This window comes from Nocardiopsis sp. Huas11, assembly GCF_003634495.1.
In the GTDB taxonomy this organism is placed as follows: domain Bacteria; phylum Actinomycetota; class Actinomycetes; order Streptosporangiales; family Streptosporangiaceae; genus Nocardiopsis.
In genome coordinates this window covers 863,707-884,655 of sequence record NZ_RBKY01000001.1, presented here as the reverse complement: position 1 = coordinate 884,655, position 20,949 = coordinate 863,707, and the positions used below count along the sequence as shown (strand labels likewise).

The 20,949-nt window shown below is 72.9% G+C and carries 16 protein-coding genes; 7 read left to right on the top strand and 9 right to left on the bottom strand.

Annotated features, from left to right (window positions below):
- Positions 1–98 precede the first annotated feature (98 nt).
- Genes DFP74_RS03915 through DFP74_RS03900 form a run of 4 tightly spaced genes read left to right on the top strand, consistent with a single transcriptional unit; the run spans position 99 to position 3,259 of the window.
- Positions 99–1,178: an aromatic ring-hydroxylating dioxygenase subunit alpha gene (locus DFP74_RS03915; RefSeq protein WP_121180444.1), complete on the top strand. Its 1,080-nt coding sequence runs from the start codon at positions 99–101 to the stop codon at positions 1,176–1,178.
- Positions 1,175–1,426, top strand: coding sequence for a hypothetical protein (locus DFP74_RS03910; RefSeq protein ID WP_199725473.1), 252 nt, complete (start codon positions 1,175–1,177; stop codon positions 1,424–1,426). Before DFP74_RS03915 ends, DFP74_RS03910 begins: the two co-directional genes overlap by 4 nt.
- 37 nt (positions 1,427–1,463) lie before the next feature.
- Positions 1,464–2,429: a PDR/VanB family oxidoreductase gene (locus tag DFP74_RS03905; protein WP_121180443.1), complete on the top strand. Its 966-nt coding sequence runs from the start codon at positions 1,464–1,466 to the stop codon at positions 2,427–2,429.
- A 50-nt stretch (positions 2,430–2,479) separates the two neighbouring features.
- Complete coding sequence (locus tag DFP74_RS03900; protein ID WP_121180442.1) at positions 2,480–3,259, top strand: IclR family transcriptional regulator; 780 nt, start codon at positions 2,480–2,482, stop codon at positions 3,257–3,259.
- 12 nt (positions 3,260–3,271) lie between these two features.
- Here the strand turns inward: DFP74_RS03900 and DFP74_RS03895 are convergent, their stop codons facing one another.
- On the bottom strand, positions 3,272–3,736 hold the full coding sequence (locus tag DFP74_RS03895; protein WP_121180441.1) for an Lrp/AsnC family transcriptional regulator: 465 nt from the start codon (positions 3,734–3,736) through the stop codon (positions 3,272–3,274).
- Positions 3,737–3,879: 143 nt separating this feature from the next.
- Here DFP74_RS03895 and DFP74_RS03890 point away from each other — a divergent pair, with 143 nt between their 5' ends.
- Both DFP74_RS03890 and DFP74_RS03885 read left to right on the top strand, forming a co-directional pair.
- The gene (locus DFP74_RS03890) at positions 3,880–5,517 is read left to right on the top strand and encodes an alpha/beta hydrolase (protein WP_121180440.1); all 1,638 of its coding nucleotides are present in this window, start codon (positions 3,880–3,882) and stop codon (positions 5,515–5,517) included.
- A gap of 79 nt (positions 5,518–5,596) precedes the next feature.
- Positions 5,597–6,439, top strand: a complete 843-nt coding sequence (locus tag DFP74_RS03885) for a GNAT family N-acetyltransferase (protein WP_121180439.1) — start codon at positions 5,597–5,599, stop codon at positions 6,437–6,439.
- A 33-nt stretch (positions 6,440–6,472) separates the two neighbouring features.
- Here DFP74_RS03885 and DFP74_RS03880 read toward each other — a convergent pair whose 3' ends face one another.
- From DFP74_RS03880 to DFP74_RS03865, 4 genes are all read right to left on the bottom strand, one after another.
- Positions 6,473–8,080: an ABC transporter ATP-binding protein gene (locus tag DFP74_RS03880; RefSeq protein WP_121180438.1), complete on the bottom strand. Its 1,608-nt coding sequence runs from the start codon at positions 8,078–8,080 to the stop codon at positions 6,473–6,475.
- Entirely contained in the window at positions 8,077–8,967 is an 891-nt protein-coding gene (locus DFP74_RS03875; RefSeq protein ID WP_121180437.1) for an ABC transporter permease, read from the bottom strand. Before DFP74_RS03875 ends, DFP74_RS03880 begins: the two co-directional genes overlap by 4 nt.
- Positions 8,964–9,899, bottom strand: coding sequence for an ABC transporter permease (locus DFP74_RS03870; protein WP_121180436.1), 936 nt, complete (start codon positions 9,897–9,899; stop codon positions 8,964–8,966). Before DFP74_RS03870 ends, DFP74_RS03875 begins: the two co-directional genes overlap by 4 nt.
- A gap of 69 nt (positions 9,900–9,968) precedes the next feature.
- Positions 9,969–11,573, bottom strand: a complete 1,605-nt coding sequence (locus DFP74_RS03865; RefSeq protein ID WP_121180435.1) for an ABC transporter substrate-binding protein — start codon at positions 11,571–11,573, stop codon at positions 9,969–9,971.
- A 717-nt stretch (positions 11,574–12,290) separates the two neighbouring features.
- On the opposite strand from DFP74_RS03865, the gene DFP74_RS03860 reads away from it, so the two are divergent.
- A complete protein-coding gene (locus DFP74_RS03860; RefSeq protein ID WP_121180434.1) occupies positions 12,291–12,815 on the top strand; it encodes an ATP-binding protein in 525 nt (174 codons plus the stop codon).
- Positions 12,816–12,880: 65 nt separating this feature from the next.
- On the opposite strand, the gene DFP74_RS03855 is transcribed toward DFP74_RS03860, so the two are convergent.
- The 4 genes from DFP74_RS03855 to hisS form a co-directional block, all read right to left on the bottom strand.
- Complete coding sequence (locus DFP74_RS03855; protein ID WP_121180433.1) at positions 12,881–13,729, bottom strand: AMP-binding protein; 849 nt, start codon at positions 13,727–13,729, stop codon at positions 12,881–12,883.
- A gap of 388 nt (positions 13,730–14,117) precedes the next feature.
- The gene (locus DFP74_RS03850; protein WP_121180432.1) at positions 14,118–16,670 is read right to left on the bottom strand and encodes a LuxR C-terminal-related transcriptional regulator; all 2,553 of its coding nucleotides are present in this window, start codon (positions 16,668–16,670) and stop codon (positions 14,118–14,120) included.
- Positions 16,671–16,974: 304 nt separating this feature from the next.
- Positions 16,975–19,431 (bottom strand): tetratricopeptide repeat protein, encoded by a 2,457-nt coding sequence (locus tag DFP74_RS03845; RefSeq protein WP_121180431.1) that lies wholly within the window; start codon positions 19,429–19,431, stop codon positions 16,975–16,977.
- Between the two features lie 180 nt (positions 19,432–19,611).
- Positions 19,612–20,928 (bottom strand): histidine--tRNA ligase, encoded by a 1,317-nt coding sequence (gene hisS, locus DFP74_RS03840; RefSeq protein ID WP_121180430.1) that lies wholly within the window; start codon positions 20,926–20,928, stop codon positions 19,612–19,614.
- Positions 20,929–20,949 lie beyond the last annotated feature (21 nt).

Genomic DNA, 20,949 nt, shown 5'->3' with positions numbered 1-20,949 from the left:
AGGGGCGCCCGACCCCCGGCGACCCGACACCGCCGTTCGCGGCGGTGCGCCGGACCCGCGCCACCAGTGGCCGACCACCGACGCAGGAGGCCGCGCACATGACGGAGTTCGTTCGCAACCAGTGGTACGTCGCCGCGTACGGGACCGAGATCGGCCGCGAGCTGTTCGCGCGCACGATCCTCGGCGAGCCGATCGTGTTCTACCGCACGGAGGCCGGTGAGGTCGTCGCCCTCGCCGACCGCTGTGTCCACCGCCGCTACCCGCTCTCGGAGAGCCGGTTGGAGGGCGACCGCATCATCTGCGGCTACCACGGCTTCACCTACGACACGCTCGGCACGTGCGTGTCGGTGCCGGGCCAGAAGCGCATCCCGCGCACGGCCCGGGTCCCCGCCTACACCGTCGTCGAGCAGGACTCCTTCGTGTGGGTCTGGATCGGCGACCGGGAGCTCGCCGAGTCCACCCCGATCCCCCGTGCCCCCTGGCTCGACGACGAGTCCTACACGGTCGTGTGCGGCATGGAGCCGCTCGCCGCGCGCTATGACCTGCTGGTCGACAACCTGCTGGACCTGTCCCACGAGACCTACCTGCACGGCGGCTACATCGGGACGCCCGAGGTGGCCGAGACCCCCATCACCACCGAGGTCGACGAGGCCGAGCGCGTGGTCTACGTCAGCCGCCACATGGCCGACGCCGCCTGCCCGCCCTTCTACGCCGAGTCCACCGGCATCCAGGGCCGCATCACCCGCTGGCAGGACATCGAGTACCGTCCGCCGTGCCTGTACCTCCTGCACAGCCGCATCGCCCCCGTCGGCGTCCTGCCGAACGAGGACGGCACCGACCCCGACGCCTTCCACGTCGAGGTGGTGTACGCCATCACGCCCGAGACCGAGCACAGCACCCACGACTTCTGGGCGGTCGCCCGCGACTTCGCCCTCGGCGACGAGAAGGTCTCGGCCTTCCTCAAGGAGAACAACCGCACCGTCGTCCTGCAGGACGTGGTCGCCCTCGACCTCCTGGAGAAGGTGGTCGAGCAGGAGGCCGACGGCTACCAGGAGCTGTCGGTCAACATCGACACCGGCGGGCTCGCCGCGCGCCGCATGCTCAAGGCCATGGCGGCCGAGGGCCGTGGGCAGGCGCCCTCGACGCCGGCCGCGGCGGCCGGGCGGGTGCGGTCGTGACCCCCGCCGGCAACCGGCCCATGCTCCAGGGCGACGGCATCGTCCGCGTCCACTGGGTGCTGGGCACCGACCGGCTGCGGGCGGTGTGCCACTGCGGGGCGCAACGGCTCTTCGAGGACCCGGTCGTGCTCTGGGAGTGGGTGCTGGACCACCCCGACGGGCACCGGCCCGGTTCCGCCGACGAGGCGGGGCCCGCCCCCGCCGGGGACGAGCGACGCCCGCGCACACCGGTTCCGGCCGGGCGCTGAACAGTCACGGGTCCGCCGTGGACAGGAGAGGCAGAAGATGACCGTCACCACCGGGCCGCGCGTCGAGCAGGAGTACGACGCGCGGCTGGACCGCAGGGAGACCGTCGCCGACGGTGTGCTGCGGCTGACCCTCACCCGTGCCGACGGGGGCGCGTTCGAGCCCTGGGAGCCGGGCGCGCACGTCGACCTGGTGCTGGGCCCCGACCTGGTCCGCCAGTACTCGCTGTGCGGCGATCCGGCCGAGCGCGACGTCCTGCGCGTGGCCGTGCTGGACGCCCCCGAGGGCCGCGGCGGGTCCCGGTTCGTGCACGAGCGGCTGACCGAGGGGAGCACCGTGCGCGTGCGAGGACCGCGCAACTCCTTCCCGTTCCTGCCGGCGCGGCGCTACGTGCTCGTGGCGGGAGGCATCGGCATCACCCCGCTGCTGCCGATGATCGCCGCGGCCCACGCCGCCGGGGCCGACTGGCGGCTGGTCTACGGCGGACGCACGCGCGCCGCGATGGCCTTCGGCGCGGAGCTGGCACGGGAGCACGGGGACCGGGTGTCGCTCCATCCCCAGGACGAGGTCGGGCTGCTGGACCTGGACGCCCTGCCCGCCGACCCCGGCGCGGACACCCTCGTCTACTGCTGCGGCCCCGAGCCCCTCATCGCGGCCGTGGAGGAGCGGGCCGCCGGCTGGCCCGCGGGTACGCTCCGAGTCGAGCGGTTCGCCCCGCGGGAGGCCGCCACCGGCGGCGGCGCGTTCGACGTCGAGCTCGTCGAGTCGGGTGTGACCGTCCGCGTCCCCGAGGACCGGTCCGTGCTGGAGGCCGTCGAGGACGCCGGCGTCCAGGTGCTCTCCTCCTGCCGTGAGGGCACCTGCGGGACCTGCGAGACGCCCGTGCTCGACGGTGTGCCCGACCACCGGGACTCGCTGCTCACCGACGAGGAGCGCGCCTCGGGGGAGATGATGATGATCTGCGTGTCCCGTGCGCACTCGCCCCGGCTCGTGCTCGAACTCTGAGCGGCCGGAGGGGGAGGCCGGGCACGGGAGCCGGAGGGGAGGAGGTACGCGTGGCGGACGCCGCGGGCGGGGCGCGCCCCGACCACCGGACGGTCACCGCCAAGGTGCTCGCCCTGCTGGGCGCCTTCACCCCCGACACCCCCGAGCTGACCCTCACCGAACTGGCCCGCCGGTCCGGGCTGTCCCTGCCCACCGCCCACCGGCGGGCCGCCGAACTCGTCGAGTGGGGCGCCCTGGAGCGCGGCGCCGACGGCCGCTACCGGGTCGGGCTGCGCCTGTGGGAGGTGGCGTCGCTGGCCCCGCGCGGCCTGGGCCTGCGCGAGGCCGCCATGCCGTTCCTGGAGGACCTGTACGAGGTCACGCGGGAGAACGTGCAGCTCGCGGTCCGGGAGGGCCGGGAGCTGGTGTTCGTGGAGCGCATCGCCGGACGGCACGCCATCCCCGTGCTGACCCGCGTCGGCGGGCGCTTCGACCTGCACTCCACGGGTGTGGGACTGGTCCTGCTCGCGCACGCGCCCGTGGACGTGCAGGACGCGGTGCTGGGCGGGCCGCTGCGCGCCCACACCCCGCTGACGGTGACCGACCCCGTCCGGCTCCGCGCGCGGCTGGCCGAGATCCGCCAGTGCGGGTACGCCGTGAGCGAGGGCCAGGTGACCACCGACGCGCTCTCGATCGCCGCTCCGGTCAGGGACGCGGGCGGCGCCGTCGTGGCGGCGGTCTCCCTGGTGGTGCGGATGGACGAGGCCCGCCCCGCGGCGCTGGCCCCGGTCGTCCAGGCCGCCGCGCGGGGGATCTCGCGCGTGCTCGGCTCCGCGCCGCGACGCCGCTGACCCCGCACCGGCTCAGGGCAGGTCGGCGGCTCCGGCGAGGATGGGCTGGTCCACCAGACGGGACAGGACCAGCGTGCTCTTGGTGCGCACCACGAAGGGCTCGGCGCCGATGCGCTCGATGACCTCCTCCAGGTGATGCGTGTCGCGGGCCCGGACCTGGACGATGGCGTCGGCCTCGCCGGTGACCGTGCACGCCGAGGTGATCTCGGCGTAGGCGGCCAGCCCGGTACGGATCTCGCCGGGGGAGGTGCGCGCCCGGCAGTACAGCTCGATGAAGGCCTCCGTGGTCCATCCGATGGCCTGCGGCTCCACCACCACGGTGAACCCGCGGACCGCGCCGGACTCCACCAGCCGGTCCACGCGCCGCTTGACCGCGGACGGGCTCAGACCGACGGAGCCGCCGATCTCGGCGAAGCTCATGCGCGCGTCGGCGCCGAGTATCGCGATGATCCGCTCATCGACGCGATCCAGACGCATGCCGACCTTCCGTTCAATTCCGACCTGACCAGGGCACATGCTACCGGGGAGTGGGAGGAAGGTCCTCGTGTCGCCACCCTTGGTCACTCTTCGTAGTGATAACTATTCAGAGGGAAATCAGTCGGGTGTGAGGGAGTCGACGAGTGCGAGCACGAACCTGGGCCACCGCCTCCACCGGAGCGATCCTGGCCTCCCTGGTGGCGGCCCTGCCCGTCCAGGCGGCGGAGGCGGCCCCGGCGACGCGGGTCGACCTGCGCGCCCTGGACTGGAGCTCCTGCGAGGACCTCGCGCCGGTCGGCGAGGAGACCCTGGAGTGCGCCACCCTCACCGTCCCGATGGCCCGCGGCGACCACGCCGCGAGCACGGAGGGGCACGACGCCACCGTCGACCTCGCCCTGTCCCGTGTCCCCGCCACCGGCACCGCCGAGCACACCCTGCTGGTCAACCCCGGCGGGCCCGGCAGCCCCGGGCGCATGTGGGCCGCCCACACGCACCAGCGCATGTCCGAGGAGCTGCGCGAGGTCTACGACGTCGTCTCCTTCGACCCCCGCGGCGTCGGCGCCTCCACCCCGGCGGTCGCCTGCGACCCCGACCACTTCACACCCGCGCGCCCCGACACCGTCCCGGACGGGCCGGCGGAGGAGGCCGCCCTGCGGGAGCGGGCCGAGGCGCACGCCCAGGCCTGCGCCGACAACAGCGGCCCCATCCTGGAGCACATGCGCACCGAGGACACCGCCCACGACATGGACGCCATCCGCGCGGCCCTGGGCGTGGAGCGGATCGACTACCTCGGCTACTCCTACGGCACCTACCTGGGCACGGTGTACTCCGCGCTCTACCCCGAACGCGTGCGCGCCCTGGTCCTGGACAGCGTGGTCAATCCTGACAACCCCTGGTACGAGAGCAACCACGTGCAGAGCCGCGCCCTGGACCGCGCCGCCGGCGCCTTCTTCTCCTGGGTCGCCGACCACGACGACGCCTACGGCCTCGGGGACACCGGCGAGGAGGTCGCGGACGCCTACTACGCCCTGCGGGAGCGCCTGGGATCCGAACCCGCCGCCGGGACCGTGGGTCCGACCGAGCTGGAGGGGGCGGCCATCGTCGTCGCCTACAGCGGCCGCACCTGGCCCGCGGTCGCCTCGGCCCTGTCCGCCCAGGTCAACGACGACGATTCCGCCCCGCTGGTCGGCCTGCACGAGGCCTACGGCGACAACGCCGACAGCGACAACGGCTACGCCGGCTACCTCGCCGTACAGTGCACCGACGCCCACTGGCCGCGGGACTGGGAGACCTGGCGCTCGGACACCGCGGCCGTCCACGAGGACGCGCCCTTCATGGCCTGGCACAACACCTCCTACAACGCGCCCTGCGCGACCTGGTCCGCGCCCTCCGGCGACTGGTTCCGGGTCGACGACGGCTCCTACGGCCACCCCGCCTACACGGGCGAAGCGCTCATCGTGCACGCCACCGGCGACGGCGCGACCCCGGTCGAGGGGGCCCACTCCCTGCACCGGCGCCTGACCGGATCCGCCCTGGTCATCGAGGACGGCGGCCTCACCCACGGCGTCGCGCTGACCGGCAACGCCTGCGTGGACGAGGCGGTCTCCGCCTACCTGCTCGACGGCGAGCTGCCCGAGGCCGCGCCGGGCGCCGACCTCACCTGCGAGGCGGGGCCGCCGCCCCAGCCGCGTACGGCCCAGAGCGAGCCCGCCCCCGACGTGCAGCGGTTCGGGCCCTTCGGACTCGACCGCGCCTCGGACTCCCCGCACATGGTCGAATAGGCTGGAACCGGCGCGAACAGGCACGTGCGGCCGTCGACGGCGGCCGCCGCGACGTCGGCGAAGCGATGGGGGAGATGCGATGCTGCGAACCTCGCCGGTACGGGTCCTCGGAGAGCGCGACCGCGAAGCCGTCCACGCGCTCCTGGACACCGATCCCGTGGGAAACGTCTTCGTCACGTCACGGCTGATGGCGACCGGTATCTCGGCCGGGCCCACCGGCACCGAGGTGTGGGGCCACGTCGATCGAGGGCGGTTGACCGCGCTGTGCTACTCCGGGGCCAACCTGGTCCCGGTCAACGCCGGCCCGGCCGCGATCCGCGGCTTCGCCGACCACGCCCGCTGGCGCGGCCGCCGCTGCTCCTCGATCGTCGGCCCGGTCGAGGCCGTCTCCGAGTTCTGGCGGCAGGTCACCCCGGCCTGGGGCCCCGCCCGGGTGATCAGGAGCAGCCAGCCGGTCCTGGAGATCGACGGGCCGCCCCGGGTCGCCGCGGACCCGCTGGTGCGGCGCGTACGCCCCTCCGAACTCAACATCCTGCTCCCGGCCTGCGTGGCGATGTTCACCGAGGAGGTCGGCGTGCCGCCCGACTCCGGGGACGGCGGCGCGCTGTACCGCGCGCGGGTGGAGGAACTGGTCCGCACCGGCCGCGCCTTCGCGCGCATCGAGGACGGGCGGGTCGTGTTCAAGGCCGAGATCGGCGCCGTGACACCGCACGCCTGCCAGGTCCAGGGCGTGTGGGTGCACCCCGACCTGCGCGGCCGCGGCCACTCCTCCGCGGGAATGGCCGCGGTGGTCGAGTACGCGCTCGCCGAGATCGCCCCCCGCGTGACCCTCTACGTCAACGACTTCAACACCCCTGCCCGCGCCACCTACCGCAAGGTGGGCTTCCGCCAGGTCGGCGAGGTCATGTCCGTCCTGTTCTGACCCCGCCGGCCTCGGCCCGCCGGGACCGGGAGGCTACTCCGCGGCCTGGGCGAAGCCCGGCGCGAAGTGCGGGGTGTCGGCGATCAGCGCGCGCGTGTACTCGTGCTCGGGCGCCGACATCACCTCCCCGACCGGCCCGTACTCCACGATCCGGCCCTGGTCGAGCACCGCGACGTGGTCGGCGATGTTGGACACCAGCGCGATGTTGTGGGTGACGAACAGCAGCGCCATCCCCGCGTCCTGGAGGTCGCGCAGCAGCGCGACGATCTCGGCCTGCACGGACACGTCCAGCGCCGAGGTGATCTCGTCGCACACCAGCAGGTCGGGCCCGGTGGCCACCGCGCGGGCGATGCACACCCGCTGGCGCTCGCCGCCGCTCAGCTGCTCCGGGAAGCGGTCGGCGTAGGACGCCGACAGGGCGGCGCGTTCCAGGGCCTCGGCCACCACGGCGTCGGGGTCCCGCGGCCGTCCCACCAGGTGCCGGTAGGGGCCCAGGATCTGGTCGCGCACGCGCTTGCGCGGGTTGAGGGCCTCGTACGGGTTCTGGAACACGTACTGCACGCGCCGCCGCTGCTCGGCGGTGCGCCGGTAGGCGCCGGCGGCCAGAGGAGTGCCGTCGAAGAGCAGTTCGCCGGAGAACTGCCGGTGCAGCCCCACGACCGCCCGGGACAGGGTCGTCTTGCCCGACCCCGACTCGCCCAGCAGCGCCACGCACTGCCCGCGCGAGACCGACACGTCGATGTCCTCCAGCACGGTGGTGCGCCCGTAGCCGGCGGACAGGCCGCGCACCCGCAGCAGCGGCTCCTCCTCCGCCGCCGTGTGCTCCTGGTCGCCGTCGGTCCGCAGCAGGGGGACGGCCGACAGCAGCCGGCGCGTGTACTCGTGCTGGGGCGCCGCCATGACCTTCGCGGTGCGCCCGCGCTCGACCAGCTCGCCCCGGTACATGACCGCGATCTCGTCGGCCAGGCCGGCGACCACCGCCATGTCGTGGCTGATGTAGACCCCCGCCGTGCCGTAGTCGCGGGTCATCCGGCGGATCGTGTCCAGCACGTGCGCCTGCGTGGTCACGTCCAGGCCCGTGGTCGGCTCGTCGAGCACGATCACGTCCGGCCGCCCGATGAAGGCCATGGCGATCGCCACGCGCTGCTGCTGGCCCCCCGACAGCTGGTGCGGGTAGCGCGCCAGGAAGGCGGCGTCGTCGGGCAGGGCGACCTCGCGCAGGACCTCCCTGACCCGTTCGGCGACCGTGCCCGCGGACAGGGAGGAGTCGTGCAGCGCCTCACGCAGCTGGGTGCGGAGCCTGAGCGCGGGGTTGAGCGCCGAGGCGGGGGACTGCGGGATGTAGGCCACCGCGCGCCCCCGCAGCGCGCGCACGCCCCGTTCGGACAGCGTCGCGAGGTCGGCCCCGGCCACCTCCACCCGGCCGCCGGAGATCTCCGTGGCGCGCTTGCAGTGCGCCAGCAGCGACAGTCCCAGCGTGGTCTTGCCCGAACCGGACTCGCCCACCAGGCCGAGGATCTCACCGCGCCGCACCGTGATGGACACGTCGCTGATGATTTCCACGTCCGAGGGACGCCCGATCACGCTGAGGCCGTCGACCACCAGTGCGGTGGCGTCGTTCGGAGTCTTGTCCTGAGTCACTTCTCGACCCCCCGGTCGATACCGATCGCGGCCCGTGAGAGCCCGTCGGTGATGAGGTTGGCGCCGATCGTCAAGATCGCGATCGCGGTCACGGGCAACGCCACCGCCCACGGCTGCACGACCATGCCCTGGCGGTTCTCGTTGATCATCAGGCCCCAGTCGGCCGTCGGCGGCTGCAGCCCCATGCCGAGGAAGCCCAGGACCGCCACCACGCCGATCGAGTAGGTCAGCCGCAGGCCCAGCTCCACCAGGAGCGGGCTTGTCACGTTCGGCAGGATCTCCACGGCCATGATCCGCCACCGCGGCAGACCGATCGCCTCGGCGGCCTTGACGTAGTCCTGCTCGATGACCTTGCGGGTCGCCTCGCGGATGACCCGTGCCACGCGCGGCAGGTGCGAGACCGCGATGACGGCCACGATCAGCCACACCTTGGGGCCGATGATCGACATCACCAGCAGCGCGGCGATCAGTTGGGGGAAGGCCAGCAGGACGTCGTTGACGCGCATCAGGGCGTTGTCGAGCCACCCGCCCAGGTACCCGGCGACGATGCCGACGACGGTGCCCGCCGCCACACCGATGCCGGCGGCGGCGCCCGCCAGGACGAGCAGGGTCCACCCGCCCCACAGGAAGCGCGTGAGCACGTCCCGGCCGCGGTTGTCGCCGCCGAACAGCGCGCCGTCCACGCCCGTCTCGAACGGCTTGGCGACGAACTCCGTCGGCGTGTACGGGGCCACGAAGGGGCCCACCACGGCCACGAGGACGATCAGGGCGGTCAGGACCACGCCCACCTTGGTCCGGCCGAACCGCCACGCGGTCCGGAACAGTCCGGGGCGGCGCCTGGGCGGGGTGGCGACGGCCTCGGCCGTCGGCGTCGAAGGTGTACTCATCGGTTCGCGACCCTCACCTTCGGGTTGGACGCCAGACCGATCACGTCGGCGACCAGGTTGACGAGGATGTAGATCCCGGCGATGAGGAGGACGACCGCCTGGATCAGCGGCACGTCGCGGTTCTCGATGGCGTCCATCAGCACCTTGCCGACGCCGGGGAAGTTGAACAGGTACTCGATCGCCACCACACCGCCGGCCAGCCACGCCAGCTGCAGCGCGACGACCTGGGCGACCGGGCCGATGGCGTTGGGCGCGGCGTGGCGCCAGAGCACGAGGCGCTCGCTCATGCCCTTGAGCCGTGCCTGCTGCACGTACTCGCTCTCCCGGACCTCGATCATCGTCGCCCGCATCATCCGCACGATCGGCGGGGCCACGGCCAGCGACAGCGTCAGGACGGGCAGGATCCACTGGTCGGGACCGCCCTCGCGGGCGTACACCGACGGGAACAGGTCCAGGCCGCCGGGACCCAGCAGCAGGATCAGCAGGATGCCGACGACGAACTCGGGGATGGACGCCACGACCAGCGTTCCCATCGACGAGGTGTGGTCGAAGGCCCGGTCCCTGCGCAGCGCGCTGAACGCGCCGACGGCCAGCGCGATCGGCGTGGCCACGAGCGCGGACAGCCCCATGAGGGCCATCGAGCTCTGGACGGGCGAGGCGAGGTACTCCGCGACGGGCTGACGGTTGGAGAACGACGTGCCCAGGTCGCCCTGGACGATGCCCTGGAGCCACTGCAGGTACTGCACGGCCACGGGCTCGCCCAGGTTGAGCTGTTCGCGCAGCACGGCCAGGCGCTCGGGCGTCGCGTCGCGCCCGAGGATGAGCTGGGCTGCGTCGCCGGGCAGCGCCTGGGTGGCGGCGAAGACCACGAGGGACACCGCCCAGAGCGTCAGGGCGCCGTAGAGGAGCCGGGCGACGATGAGTCGAGTCATGGTGAGCTTTCGGTTGCGGTCGGACGGGGGCGGGTGCCCGGAGCACCCGCCCCGGCGGGCGGTGCCGTCCTACTGGTCCATCCACACCAGGTGGAAGGCGTAGGAACCCAGGGGGTGGCCGGAGACCGCGGGCTCCAGCCCGTGCACGCTCGTCGTGTGGGCGTCGATCAGGTTGACGAAGCCCCAGACGATGTAGCCGCCCTCCTCGTACTCGATCCGCTGCGCCTGCCGGATGATCTCGTTGCGCTCGTCCAGGTCGGAGGTGCTGCGGGCCTGGTCGACGAGGTCGACCCACTCCTCGTCCTCGCCCCACATCGTCTCGTTGTAGGGCGCGCCCACGACCGAGCCCTGGGCGGTCTGCGTGATGTAGTTGCGGGCGCTCCAGAAGTCCTGGCCGAAGGCGTAGGGGAAGCCCTCCTCCGGGTTCCAGTAGTCGCTGGGGTTGACCCGGCGCAGGGTGACGGTGACCCCGGCCTCGGTGGCCTGCTCCTTGAAGACCTCGGCGGCGGCGACCACACCCGCGCTGATGTCGCTGGTGACCAGCTCGACCTCCAGGCCGTCGCCGTGGCCGGCCTCGTCCAGCAGTCGGCGGGCCTCGTCCAGATCCTGGTCGCGCTGCTCGAAGTCCTCGGGGTAGGAGGGGTCCATCCGCGCGTACATGTCGTTGCCGATCTGCCCGTAGCCGGACAGCGCCTGGTCGATCATCTCCTGGCGGTCCACGATGAGCCGGAACGCCTGGCGCACGCGCACGTCGTCGAAGGGGGCCTGGTCCACGCGCATGGTGAACGGCAGCCACATGCCGGTCTCGGACTCCAGGACCGACAGCGACGGGTCGCCCTCGATGATCGCCACCTGGGCGTGCGGGACCTGGCTGATGATGTCGACGTTCTGGCTGCTCAGCGCGTTGACGCGGGCATCGTCCTCGGGGAAGTCGATGATCTCCAGCTCGTCGATGTAGGGCAGGCCCTCCTCGTGGTAGCCCTCGTGCCGGGCCATGAGGCTGTACTCGCCGACGGTGAACTCGGTCAGCCGGAAGGGGCCGCAGCCGATCGGCTCGTCGGGGTCGTAGCCCTCGGGCACCACGCAGTTGTAGTACTCGGCCAGCGCCTCGGGCAGGGTGACCATGGGCTCGGTGCAGTGGATGACCACCGTGCGGTCGTCGACGATCTCCAGGCCCTCGTAGTCGACGCCCTCCAGGTCCCCCGCGCCGCGCATGGGTTCGTCCGGGTCCAGGATGCGGCGGAGCGAGAAGACGACCGCGTCGGCGGTCACGGGTGACTCGTCGTGGAAGGTCAGGCCCTCCTTGAGGACCAGGGTCCACTCGGTGCCGTCGTCGTTGGACTCCAGGGACTCGGCCAGGTACGGCTCGATGGTGCCGTCGTTGCTGTAGCGCATCAGCGACGCGTACAGCGCGTAGTTGCGCGCGATGTCGACATTGTCGGTGGGGTCGTGCGCGTCGAGGGTGTCGCTGGCGCCGCCGCCCGCGACGCCGACGCGCAGGCGACCGCCCCGCTGCGGCTCGCCGTCACCGGACCCCCCGGACCCCTCGTCTCCGCCGCAGGCGGCCAGGACCGGTGTCAGGGCCGCTCCGGCGGCTGAGGCCTTGAGGAGGGAACGGCGGCTGGGGACACCGAGGACGCGGGCGGGGGTGGGGTCTTCGGACAGGGAAGGCACAGGACACCTCGTCTGGACTGGGAACTTCGCGGTGTCGACGCCGGGCGGGGCGACGCCCGCTGGGCCCGGGGGCACGGGGCCGGCATTGACGCTCCTGATCCTTGTTGCGCCTGATGAGAGCGTCAAATGAGCCCATGTCCGGACAGGTGGTCGTTCCAGCGTGCCGCGGGGAGCGGGAGAACGGCCGCGTGCCGGGGTGGCGAAAGCGGCTGTGGCCTGGTACTTTCCGGCGCCGGGTGCGGACGCCGCGCGTGCTCATGTGCGCATCGCGCCCACGTGCGGGGAGCGGTGTCCGGCCCGCTCGGAGCACCGGGGGTTGTGCCCTAATCGATGTCTCCAGGAAGCGAAACCGTGGTGTTTAACGGATGATTTATCCGTTTTGCCGGATTCCGTCACACGCTGGTAACGGTGAGATTCCATGTGGCTGCTGTGCGTATCGGTGCCCAGCGGACCGACGGGGCTCGAAGCCCGGCCCACGGCCGGTTCCGGCCACGAACACGGGCGGGTCCATTGCCTGCGTGTTACACCTCACATGGGATCGCCTGGGGTGCGGAGCGTTTCCTTTGTCCTCCTCGGGGAGGACACGTGACGGGGTTTTGTGGCCAATCCCCGGCATGCCGAAGCCGGGTGTGCTGTTCTGGAGCAAGTACGCCCTTGTCTAAGGTGAGTGCAGGCGGCGCGACCCGCGCGCCCGACGCGGGTGATTGGAGTGACCGGATGGCTGAGGCGAGGCAACTCCGCGAGTTCGTGCCCGCGAACGCCCCGGACGGCACCACACCGGGCGTTCCGGCGATCGATGTCGCCGACCTGACCGGAGGAGTTACGGACCACACCGTATGGAGCTGCGCGGGCAACCTCACCGCGGTCCGATCGGTGCGCGCCCGCGTGCGCGAGTTCCTCGACCGCATGGGCCACTCCGACGAGGTGCTGGACGACGCCGAGCTGGCGGTCAGTGAACTCGCCACCAACGCGCTGCTGCACTCGCGCTCGGGGCAGAGCGGCGGGGTGATGACCCTGTTCATCCGCTCCGACGCCGGACGGCTGCGCGTGGCCGTGGCCGACCAGGGCGAGCGCCAGGGCGAGGGCGGACACTCCCGCGACGACGGCGAGGACTTCGGCCGCGGCAAGCTCATCGTCGACAGCTGTGCCACCCGCAGCGGCGACTACTGGAACGAGGCCACGCACGTGGCGTGGTTCGAGATCGACGACCCCCGAGCCGAGGCCGAGGCCGCCGCGGGCTAGGCGGCCCAGGCGACCCGGGCGGCCCTCGCGAGCGGCCTCCTACACCGGCCGCGCCGGGCGTGGGCTCAGCACATACCCCCGGCGCGGGGGTGGGCCACCCGCACCGGCTCCGGCGCGCACCGCACCGTCACCTCACGGCCCTCCGGAGCGGGGGAGCCGCTGCCGCACACCACGCACGCCCCCGTCCACAGCGCCAGGGCCACCAGGGCCGCGCGTGTGGGCTCGTCGCCCCGCTCGTCCACCGCCACGACGTCGTCGGAGGTGAGCTCCAGGCGCTCGCGCAGGTCCGTGAAGCGGGCCATGAGGTCGCTGTGCGGGTACAGGGTGGTCAAGATGCCCTCGGGCGTACTGTCGTAGCCGAGGATGCCGTTGTCGAAAAGGCCCCGCGTGGGGTTGTAGCCGTTGCCGTCCGGGCTGGGCTGCAGAAGGTCGTCGAAGGGCGTCGTCCCCAGGGCGCCGCCGAACGCGATCACCTGGCGTACGCGCGAGTGCTCGGCCAGCTCCAGCGCGGTCGTCGCCAGGTCGGCGCTCACCAGCAGCAGCCGGGCGTCGGTCTCGGCTAGCACCGCGCACTGGGTCTCGAGGTCGGACTCCGTGGACAGCGGCAGTGCCCGGCCGCCCACGGCCATCACCGTGTACGTGGCCGTGAAGCGCTCCGGGGAGACCGGTGCGAGCACGCCCACGACGTCGCCCAGGCACATGCCCCGACGGCTCAGTCCGGCGGCGGCCCGCTCCACCGTCGCGGCGAACGTCAGCGCGTCCACCCGGCGGCCGGCGCCGCGGATCGACCCCCCTCTGGTCGGCCGAAGCCGAAGCCGCTCGCACAGGCCCCCGGTCAGCGATCCGATCGGGTCGTCCCTGCGCGGCAGGTGGCGTCCCGACCGCTCGGTTCCTGAACTCAGCCCAACCCCCATGCGTACCCCCACCTCGTTCACACAACGGCGGATCCGCTGCTCGGGCTCGTCACGCCCCCTCCACGTGGCGAGCCCGGCAGCGCCGTGCGGAGGCGGGGTCCCTCCCCAGGTTCCACCCCGCGCTCCCACGGTTCCACCGGCCCCGGGACGGGCCCGGGGCTGACGGTCCGACGGGTGTCCGGTGTTCGGCCCGGACCCGACGGCCGCTCGCGGAACCCCTGCCCCCACCGCCGCTCCCGCGAGCGGAAGGGCCTGAGTTCCATGTGGGGAAGCCTAGCGCGTTCACGGCCAGATGCACATGCATATTGCGATGCAGATGCATATGTAGATTCTGTCGTCGCGCTGTCTACACAGCCCGATTCGGGCGATTCGAGCCGGAGTGGGACCCCTACTCGGAGCCCCGATGCCGCTCCACCCACGCCGCGATCTGCGTCCGCGAGTGGAAGCCCATCTTCCGGTTGATGTTGGCCACGTGACGCGCGGCGGTCGAGGGCGTGATGAACAGCGTCCGGGCGATCTCCGGATTGCTCTTGCCCCGGCTCACCAGGCGTGCGATCTCCAGCTCCCGCTGAGTGAGCCGCGAGCTCGGGGGCTCCGACTCCGCCGGGGCGGAGCCCGCGGGCACGGCCGGTCCGGCGGCGCCCTTCCCGGGCGCGCGGCGGGCCCGTCCGTCCTCGGCCGTCCTGTCCGCCTCGCGCCGGCGGGGGCGCGCCGGAGGGCGCCGGCCGTCCACCGTCACCTGCTCGGCGAGGTCCACGGCGTCCGAGAGCGACATCGCCCGGCCCCGCTCCCACCAGTCGACCAGCCGCCGGCGCCGCCGGCGGACCCGCTCCACCTTCACGAAGGGCCACGGCGCCTCGTGGGTCACCAGGCCCAGCCGCGACCGCACCTCGGTCGCCGCACCCGCCAGCAGGCACGCCTCCTCGCGCAGCCCCGAACCGAACGCCACCCGCGCGATAGCGACCAGCGACCGCGCGGCCTCGGCCCGCTGCCCCGTCGAATGACTGAGGACCAGCCCCTCACTCAGGTAGTCGTAGGCCTGCTCCGTGGAGCCCAGCGCGTGCGCCACCCGGCCGATCCCGGCCAGGCACCGTGCCTCCTCGGCCACCGAGCCGATGACGCGCTGGGTGTCCAGTGCCTCCCGGTAGCAGCGGTCCGCCGTCATGAGGTCGTCGTTGGCCTCCGCGGCCCGCGCCTGGCCCATGAGGGTCACCGCCACGCCCCAGCGGTGGTCCATGCCGCGCAGCAGCGCCAGCGCGGTCGTGTAGTGCTGGTCGGAGCTCGGGTAGTCGCCCTGCTGCGCGACCAGCGCCGCACGGGTGCCCAGGGCGATCGCCTCGCCCCACACGTCCCCGGCGTCACGGCACAGCCGCAGCGCCTCCTCGACCCGCACCGCCGCCCGGTCCGGCGTGCGCGAGCGCACACCCACCAGGGCCAGTAGGTTCAGGGCCGTGCGCACGAACACGTCGTCCCCCGCGTCGCGGCACAGCCGCAGCCCCTCCTCGCCCATGGACAGCGCCAGGTCGTGGTCGCGGCGGACCCGGGCGAGCTGGGCGCGGCCGACCAGGGCACGGGCACGCGAGGGCGCCTTGGCGGCCTCGTCCAGTGCCAGCAGCCGGTCCAGCCAGTGCGCGCCCTCGGAGTAGTTGTGGTGGCTCACCCAGTGGGCGGTCAGGCTCACGCACAGCCGCAGGCCCGGCTCGGCGGCGCCCCGCTGGTAGGACCAGCGCAGCAGGGAGCGCAGGGTGTCGTACTCGGCGATCACCCGCTGGCGGCCGGAGTCGCGCTCGGACCAGGGCATGCCCCGGCTCGACTCCAGGCGTCGGCCCAGGTCCTCGACCAGGCGGAGCATGCGCGCCATGAGCCGTTCCTGGAACACCTCCGCCTCACCCGCGCCGGCCAGCCGTTCCAGGGCGAACCGGCGCACGGCCTCGGGAAGGCGGTAGCGGACGCGGCCCTCGAACTCGCCGGTGACGGTGATCAGGGACCGGTCCAGCAATGACGTCAGCAGGTCGAGGATGGCGGACTCGGGCAGGAGCTCGTCGGAGCAGACCTGCTCGGCCAGCTCCAGGTCCCAGCCACGGAACACCGACAGCCGCCGCAGCAGCAGGCGTTCGGGCTCCGGCAGGGACTCGTAGACGAAGTCCAGCACCAGGGGCAGCACCTCGCTGCGCGAGACCGCCTGACCGGGGCCGGGCCGGGCGGCGGGCGAGGCCAGATGGGAGCGCAGGCCCCGGGCGAGCCCGTCCGGCCCGGCCTCGGGCGCGCTCGCGCCCAGCACCTCGATGGCCAGCGGCACTCCGCCCGCCAGGTCGCACACGACGGCGACGTCCTCCAGCTCCTCCGGCGAGGCGGAGAAGCGCGGGTCACGGGTACGCGCGCGGTCCAGGAACAGGCGGACCGCCTCGCCGTCGGCCGGATCCGGGGGCGGCGCGTTGCGCGCGGCCAGGGGCGGGGCCATCGCCGGGACCCGCCACACCGTCCCGCCGGAGAGCCGGATCGGTTCCTCGCTCGTCAGCAGCACCGACACGTTCGGGCACGAGGCGAGCAGCGCCTCACCGACCCCCACGACCTCGTTCGCGACATGGTCGCAGGAGTCCAGCACCAACAGCAGACGCCGGTGCCGCAGCGCCTCGGTCACCGTGGCCGACAACGGCTGCCCCGGCTCCTCCACCACTCTGACCGCATGCGCCACACGGGCGTACACCTCCAACGTCGACCGGGCGTCGGCGAGGTCGGCCATCCACACACCGTCGGGGAAGGAGGCGGTGGACTGCTCGGCCACCCGGAGCGCGAGCCGGGTCTTGCCGATGCCGTCGGCCCCGCACAGGGTGACGGAACGACTTGAGCCGAGCAGCCGGAGCAGATCGCTCAGATCCCGCTCACGGCCCACGAAGCCGGTCCCCGGTCGGGGGAGGTTGTGCCGCGCGGGCGCGGTCAAAGGTGCCATGGCCTTCACTTGTAGGGGATGTCGAGGGAGGTGCTGGAGCCGGAGGCTCTCGGTCGAGGGTGGCCCCGCCCCTCGCGTAGCGCCCGGGGGCGGTGGCGGTGGTGGGAGACGGGTGGGCAGTGCTGGAGCCGGAGGCTCCCGGTCGAGGTGGGAGCCCCTCCCGTGTGGTGCGTCCGCGGGGGAGTGAGGGGTGGTCGGATCGGGTGGAAGGGGTGGGTTGGCGGCAGCGTACGGAGTTCCTGGTTTAGCGCGTGCACGCGCACTGTGCAAGTGCTTCCGACGTCGCGCACGGTGCTCAGCCAGGGTCACGCGAGGCGCTCCAGCCGGTCAACTGTGTCCTGGATGAGATGGAGAGTTTTCTGAAGATGTTCGCGATGTGTCGGGCCGCGGTCGCCTGGCTGATCGTGAGCCGGTCGGCGATCTCCCGATTGGACAGACCGTGTTCGGCCAGCTCGGCGATCTCGCGCTCGCGGGGCGTCAGGGCCGCGTAGGGCGACTGCTCGGTGACCACCTGCGGGAACGCCAGCGCGCGGTCGCGGACCTGCTCCAGGGGGAGCGAGCGCCAGGCGTTCCAGGCCTCGGCGGCCCGGGCCGATCCCACCCTGCGCTCCACCGCCGACCTGAGCCGGACCGTCTCGCCCGAGGGCCGGTTCAGCGACGTGCGCAGGTCCGAGGCCACGCCCGTGAGCGCGGCGGCGCGCTCGGCCTCCTCCTCGGCCAGCGCCAGCTCGGCCAGGGCCTCCAGGGCCCGCGCCACCGCCACCCGCTGCCCGGAGGTGAAGCTCACCCGCAGGCAGGTCGCCAGCGGCTCGCGCGCCGCCATGACCTCGCCCTCCGCCAGGTGCAGCCGTCCCAGGGCCCGGGCACAGCGGGCCGTGGCCGGGGCGGCGTCCAGTTCCTCGAAGATCGACAGCGCCTCGGCGAACCGGGCGCGCGCCCGCGCGAAGTCGCGCTGTTCCGCGGCGATCGAGCCCAGGCCGTGCAGGCAGCGCGCCGAGCCCCAGCGGTCGCCGAGCTCCTCGCCCATCGCCATGCTGTGCTCCAGGTGCGCGACGGCCTCGTCCGTCCGCCCCGCCCGGCGCGCCAGCTGGGCGAGCACACCGCGCACGCTGCCCTCGGCGATGGGGTCGTGGACGTCGGCGATCCACTCCTGGGCCCGCTCGGCGTGGGCGCGGGCCTCCTCGGCCGCTCCCGTGCGCAGGGCCAGCGCGGCCAGGGTGGCCAGGGCGGAGGCGGCCGCGCCGGCCTCGCGGCAGGCCCGTGCCGCCTCCAGGGCGCTCAGGGCCAGGGTCGTGGTCCGCTGCGCGGTGTCGATGTCCAGCCGCAGTTCGGCCTGGAGCGCCAGGGCACGCGTGCGCAGGGACGGCGGCTGGTCGTCGGGGGAGGCGGCCAGGACCCGCTCCAGGAGCCGGCTGCCCTCGGACGCCAGGTCGCGCACCATCCAGTAGGGGCGCAGCGCCAGGCACACGCGCAGGGCCTCGGCCACGCGCCCGGCCCCCAGGGCCCAGTCCACCACCCGGCCGTAGTTGTCGCGGTGGTGGTCGAGCAGGCGCAGCAGGGACAGGCGCTCGGACCACTCCAGGTTGGTGAGCGAGCGCTTGGCGGCCGTCTCCAGCTGCGCGACGCAGAACCGGAGGTAGCGCGACCAGCGCTCGTGCTCCTCCCGGCCCTGGGCGGCCAGGTGCTCGGCGGCGTAGGCGCGCACCGTCTCGGTCAGGCGGTAGTGGGCCGTGCCGTCGATCTCGGCGTCGATCACCACCAGCGACTTGTCCAGGAGGGAGAAGTGCAGGGGAAGGATGTCGGCGGAGGCCACGCCCTCGCCCGAGCACACCTCCTCGGCCGCCTCCAGGTTCCAGGTGGTGAACACCGACAACCGGTGCAGCAGCAATCGCTCGGACTCGGTGAGCAGGCCGTGGCTCCACTCCAGGACCGCGCGCAGGGTGCGCTGGCGGGGCGGGAGGTCGCCGGAGCCGTCGCTGGTCAGCAGTTGGAAGCGGTCGTCCAGGCGGCGCAGGATCTGCTGGACGCTCAGCACGCGCACGCGGGCCGCGGCCAGTTCGATGGCCAGCGGCATGCCGTCCAGCATCCGGCAGATCTCCGCCACGTAGCCGGAGTTCTCTCGGGTCATCTCGAACCCGGCGCGGGCGGCGTGCGCGCGGGTGACGAACAGGCGCACCGACTCATAGCGCTGGGTGTCGCGCCGGGGGATGGGGGCCGGGTCGTCGGCGTAGGGGTCGGTGGGGGTGGGGCGCGAGGGCAGGGAGAGCGGCGGCACCCGCCAGATGCTCTCCTCGGGCACGTGCAGCGGCTGGCGGCTGGTCGCCAGGATCCGCACGCGGGGGCAGTCGCGCAGGATCGCCTGGCAGAGCTCGGCCATCGGCCCGACGGCGTGCTCACAGGTGTCCAGGAGCAGCAGGAGGTTCTGCGTGCGCAGGGACGTGATGATGGCGTCCGTCATCGTGCGGGCGCCGTCCTCGACCGCCTGGAGGCTCACGGCGACGGCGCGCAGCGCCTGCTCGTGCGTGGAGGCCTCGCTGAGGTCGACGAAGCGCGCTCCGTCGGGGAACCGGCGCAGCACGCGCTCGGCCAAGTGCAGGGCGAGCCGGGTCTTGCCGATGCCGCCGGTGCCCGTCAGGGTGACGAGTCTGGCGGTGCCGAGCAGGCGGCCGAGGTCGACGATGTCGCGCTCGCGTCCGACGAACCGGATGAACTCGCCGGCGGACAGGGGCAGGTTGTGGCGAGGATGAGACATGGCCTCGATTACGTAGGACACCGAATCGGCCCGCGACGTGCACGCCGAGGGCGTGGCGACCACGGAGGACAGGCTGTCACCAGTCTGACACCCAGCGGTCGCGTATGTCTCGGGAATGGCCGGTTCCGGTACGGGCGGCAATGATCCGCCCGTACCGGTCGCGCCGTGACGATACAGCCGTTATCCTGCGGCCGGCCGCCAGGTGGTGGGGTCGGCGGGGGCCTGGTCGCCCGAGCCCATGTCCTTCACCTCGTGCTCGCCGCCGTCCTCGAACGGCGGGAACCAGACGAAGGGGATGCCCTTCTTGGCGGCGTACTGGATCTGCTTGCCGACCTTGGCGGTGGAGTGGAACACCTCGGTGTTGAAGCCCCGCTCGCGCAGGCCCGCCCCGGTGCGCAGGGCCTCGGCCCGCCGCTCGGCGCTGGGCACCACGACCATGACGTCGGTCGGGCAGATCCGCCCCTCCTCGATGCGGCCCTCGGCCACCAGCTTGGCGAAGATCCGGGTGAGCCCGATGGAGATGCCCACGCCCGGCAGGCGGCGCCGGATGAACTGCCCGGCCAGGTTCTCGTAGCGGCCCCCGGCGCAGATGCTGCCGTAGTCGGGGTCGTCGTCGAAGGACGCCTCGTACACGGTGCCGGTGTAGTAGTCGAGCCCGCGCGCGATGGACAGGTCGGCCACGACGCTGCCCTCCGGCAGGTCGGCGAGCTCGTCCAGGACGAAGGTGAGCTCGTCCAGGCCCTCGGTGAGCAGTTCCGAGGTGACGCCCAGCTCGGAGACCCGCTCGGCCACGTCGCCGCCCCGGATCCGGGCCAGGGCGAGGCAGGCGTCGGCCTGCTCCCCGGTGAGCCCGTCCGCGAGCATGATCTCGCGCACCGCGTCGTCGCCGATCTTGTGGAGCTTGTCCACGGCCCGGATGACGGCCACCGGGTCCTTGACGCCCAGGCCCTCGTAGAAGCCCTGGAGCACCTTGCGGTTGTTGACGTTGAGCGTCCAGGCGGGCAGGTCCAGGCCGCTCAGGACCTGGTGCACGATCCTGGGCAGCTCGGCGTCGAAGTGCAGGGGGACGGAGTCGACGTTGATCACGTCGATGTCGCACTGGGTGAACTCGCGGAAGCGCCCCTCCTGCGGCCGCTCTCCCCGCCACACGCGCTGGGTCTGGTAGCGCTTGAAGGGGAAGGTCAGCTCGTTGAAGTGCTGGGCCACGTACCGGGCGAAGGGCACGGTCAGGTCGAAGTGCAGCCCGAGCCTGGCGTCGGAGTCGTCCTTGGCGTCGGCCTGGAGGCGGTGCAGGGTGTAGACCTCCTGGGAGGTCTCGCCCTTGGCCATCAACACGTCCAGGCTCTCGACCGAGGGGGTCTCCACGGACGCGAAGCCGAAGGACTCGAACCCGGCGCGGATATGGTCCAGCCACCGCTGCTCCACAGCTCGGACCTGGGGGGTCCACTCGGGAAAACCGCTGATGGGGGTGGGGCGGACGACGCGCTGCTCGGACATGTGGGGTTCTCGGCTCCCTCG

Excerpts from the sequence above, each read along its gene's own strand:
- hisS (WP_121180430.1), bottom strand. The coding sequence starts at position 20,928 with ATGTCCGAGCAGCGCGTCGTCCGCCCCACCCCCATCAGCGGTTTTCCC.
- DFP74_RS03895 (WP_121180441.1), bottom strand. The coding sequence starts at position 3,736 with ATGCGTCTGGATCGCGTCGATGAGCGGATCATCGCGATACTCGGCGCC.
- DFP74_RS03875 (WP_121180437.1), bottom strand. The coding sequence starts at position 8,967 with ATGAGTACACCTTCGACGCCGACGGCCGAGGCCGTCGCCACCCCGCCC.
- DFP74_RS03860 (WP_121180434.1), top strand. The coding sequence starts at position 12,291 with ATGGCTGAGGCGAGGCAACTCCGCGAGTTCGTGCCCGCGAACGCCCCG.
- DFP74_RS03885 (WP_121180439.1), top strand. The coding sequence starts at position 5,597 with ATGCTGCGAACCTCGCCGGTACGGGTCCTCGGAGAGCGCGACCGCGAA.
- DFP74_RS03870 (WP_121180436.1), bottom strand. The coding sequence starts at position 9,899 with ATGACTCGACTCATCGTCGCCCGGCTCCTCTACGGCGCCCTGACGCTC.
- DFP74_RS03855 (WP_121180433.1), bottom strand. The coding sequence starts at position 13,729 with ATGGGGGTTGGGCTGAGTTCAGGAACCGAGCGGTCGGGACGCCACCTG.
- DFP74_RS03845 (WP_121180431.1), bottom strand. The coding sequence starts at position 19,431 with ATGTCTCATCCTCGCCACAACCTGCCCCTGTCCGCCGGCGAGTTCATC.
- DFP74_RS03905 (WP_121180443.1), top strand. The coding sequence starts at position 1,464 with ATGACCGTCACCACCGGGCCGCGCGTCGAGCAGGAGTACGACGCGCGG.
- DFP74_RS03915 (WP_121180444.1), top strand. The coding sequence starts at position 99 with ATGACGGAGTTCGTTCGCAACCAGTGGTACGTCGCCGCGTACGGGACC.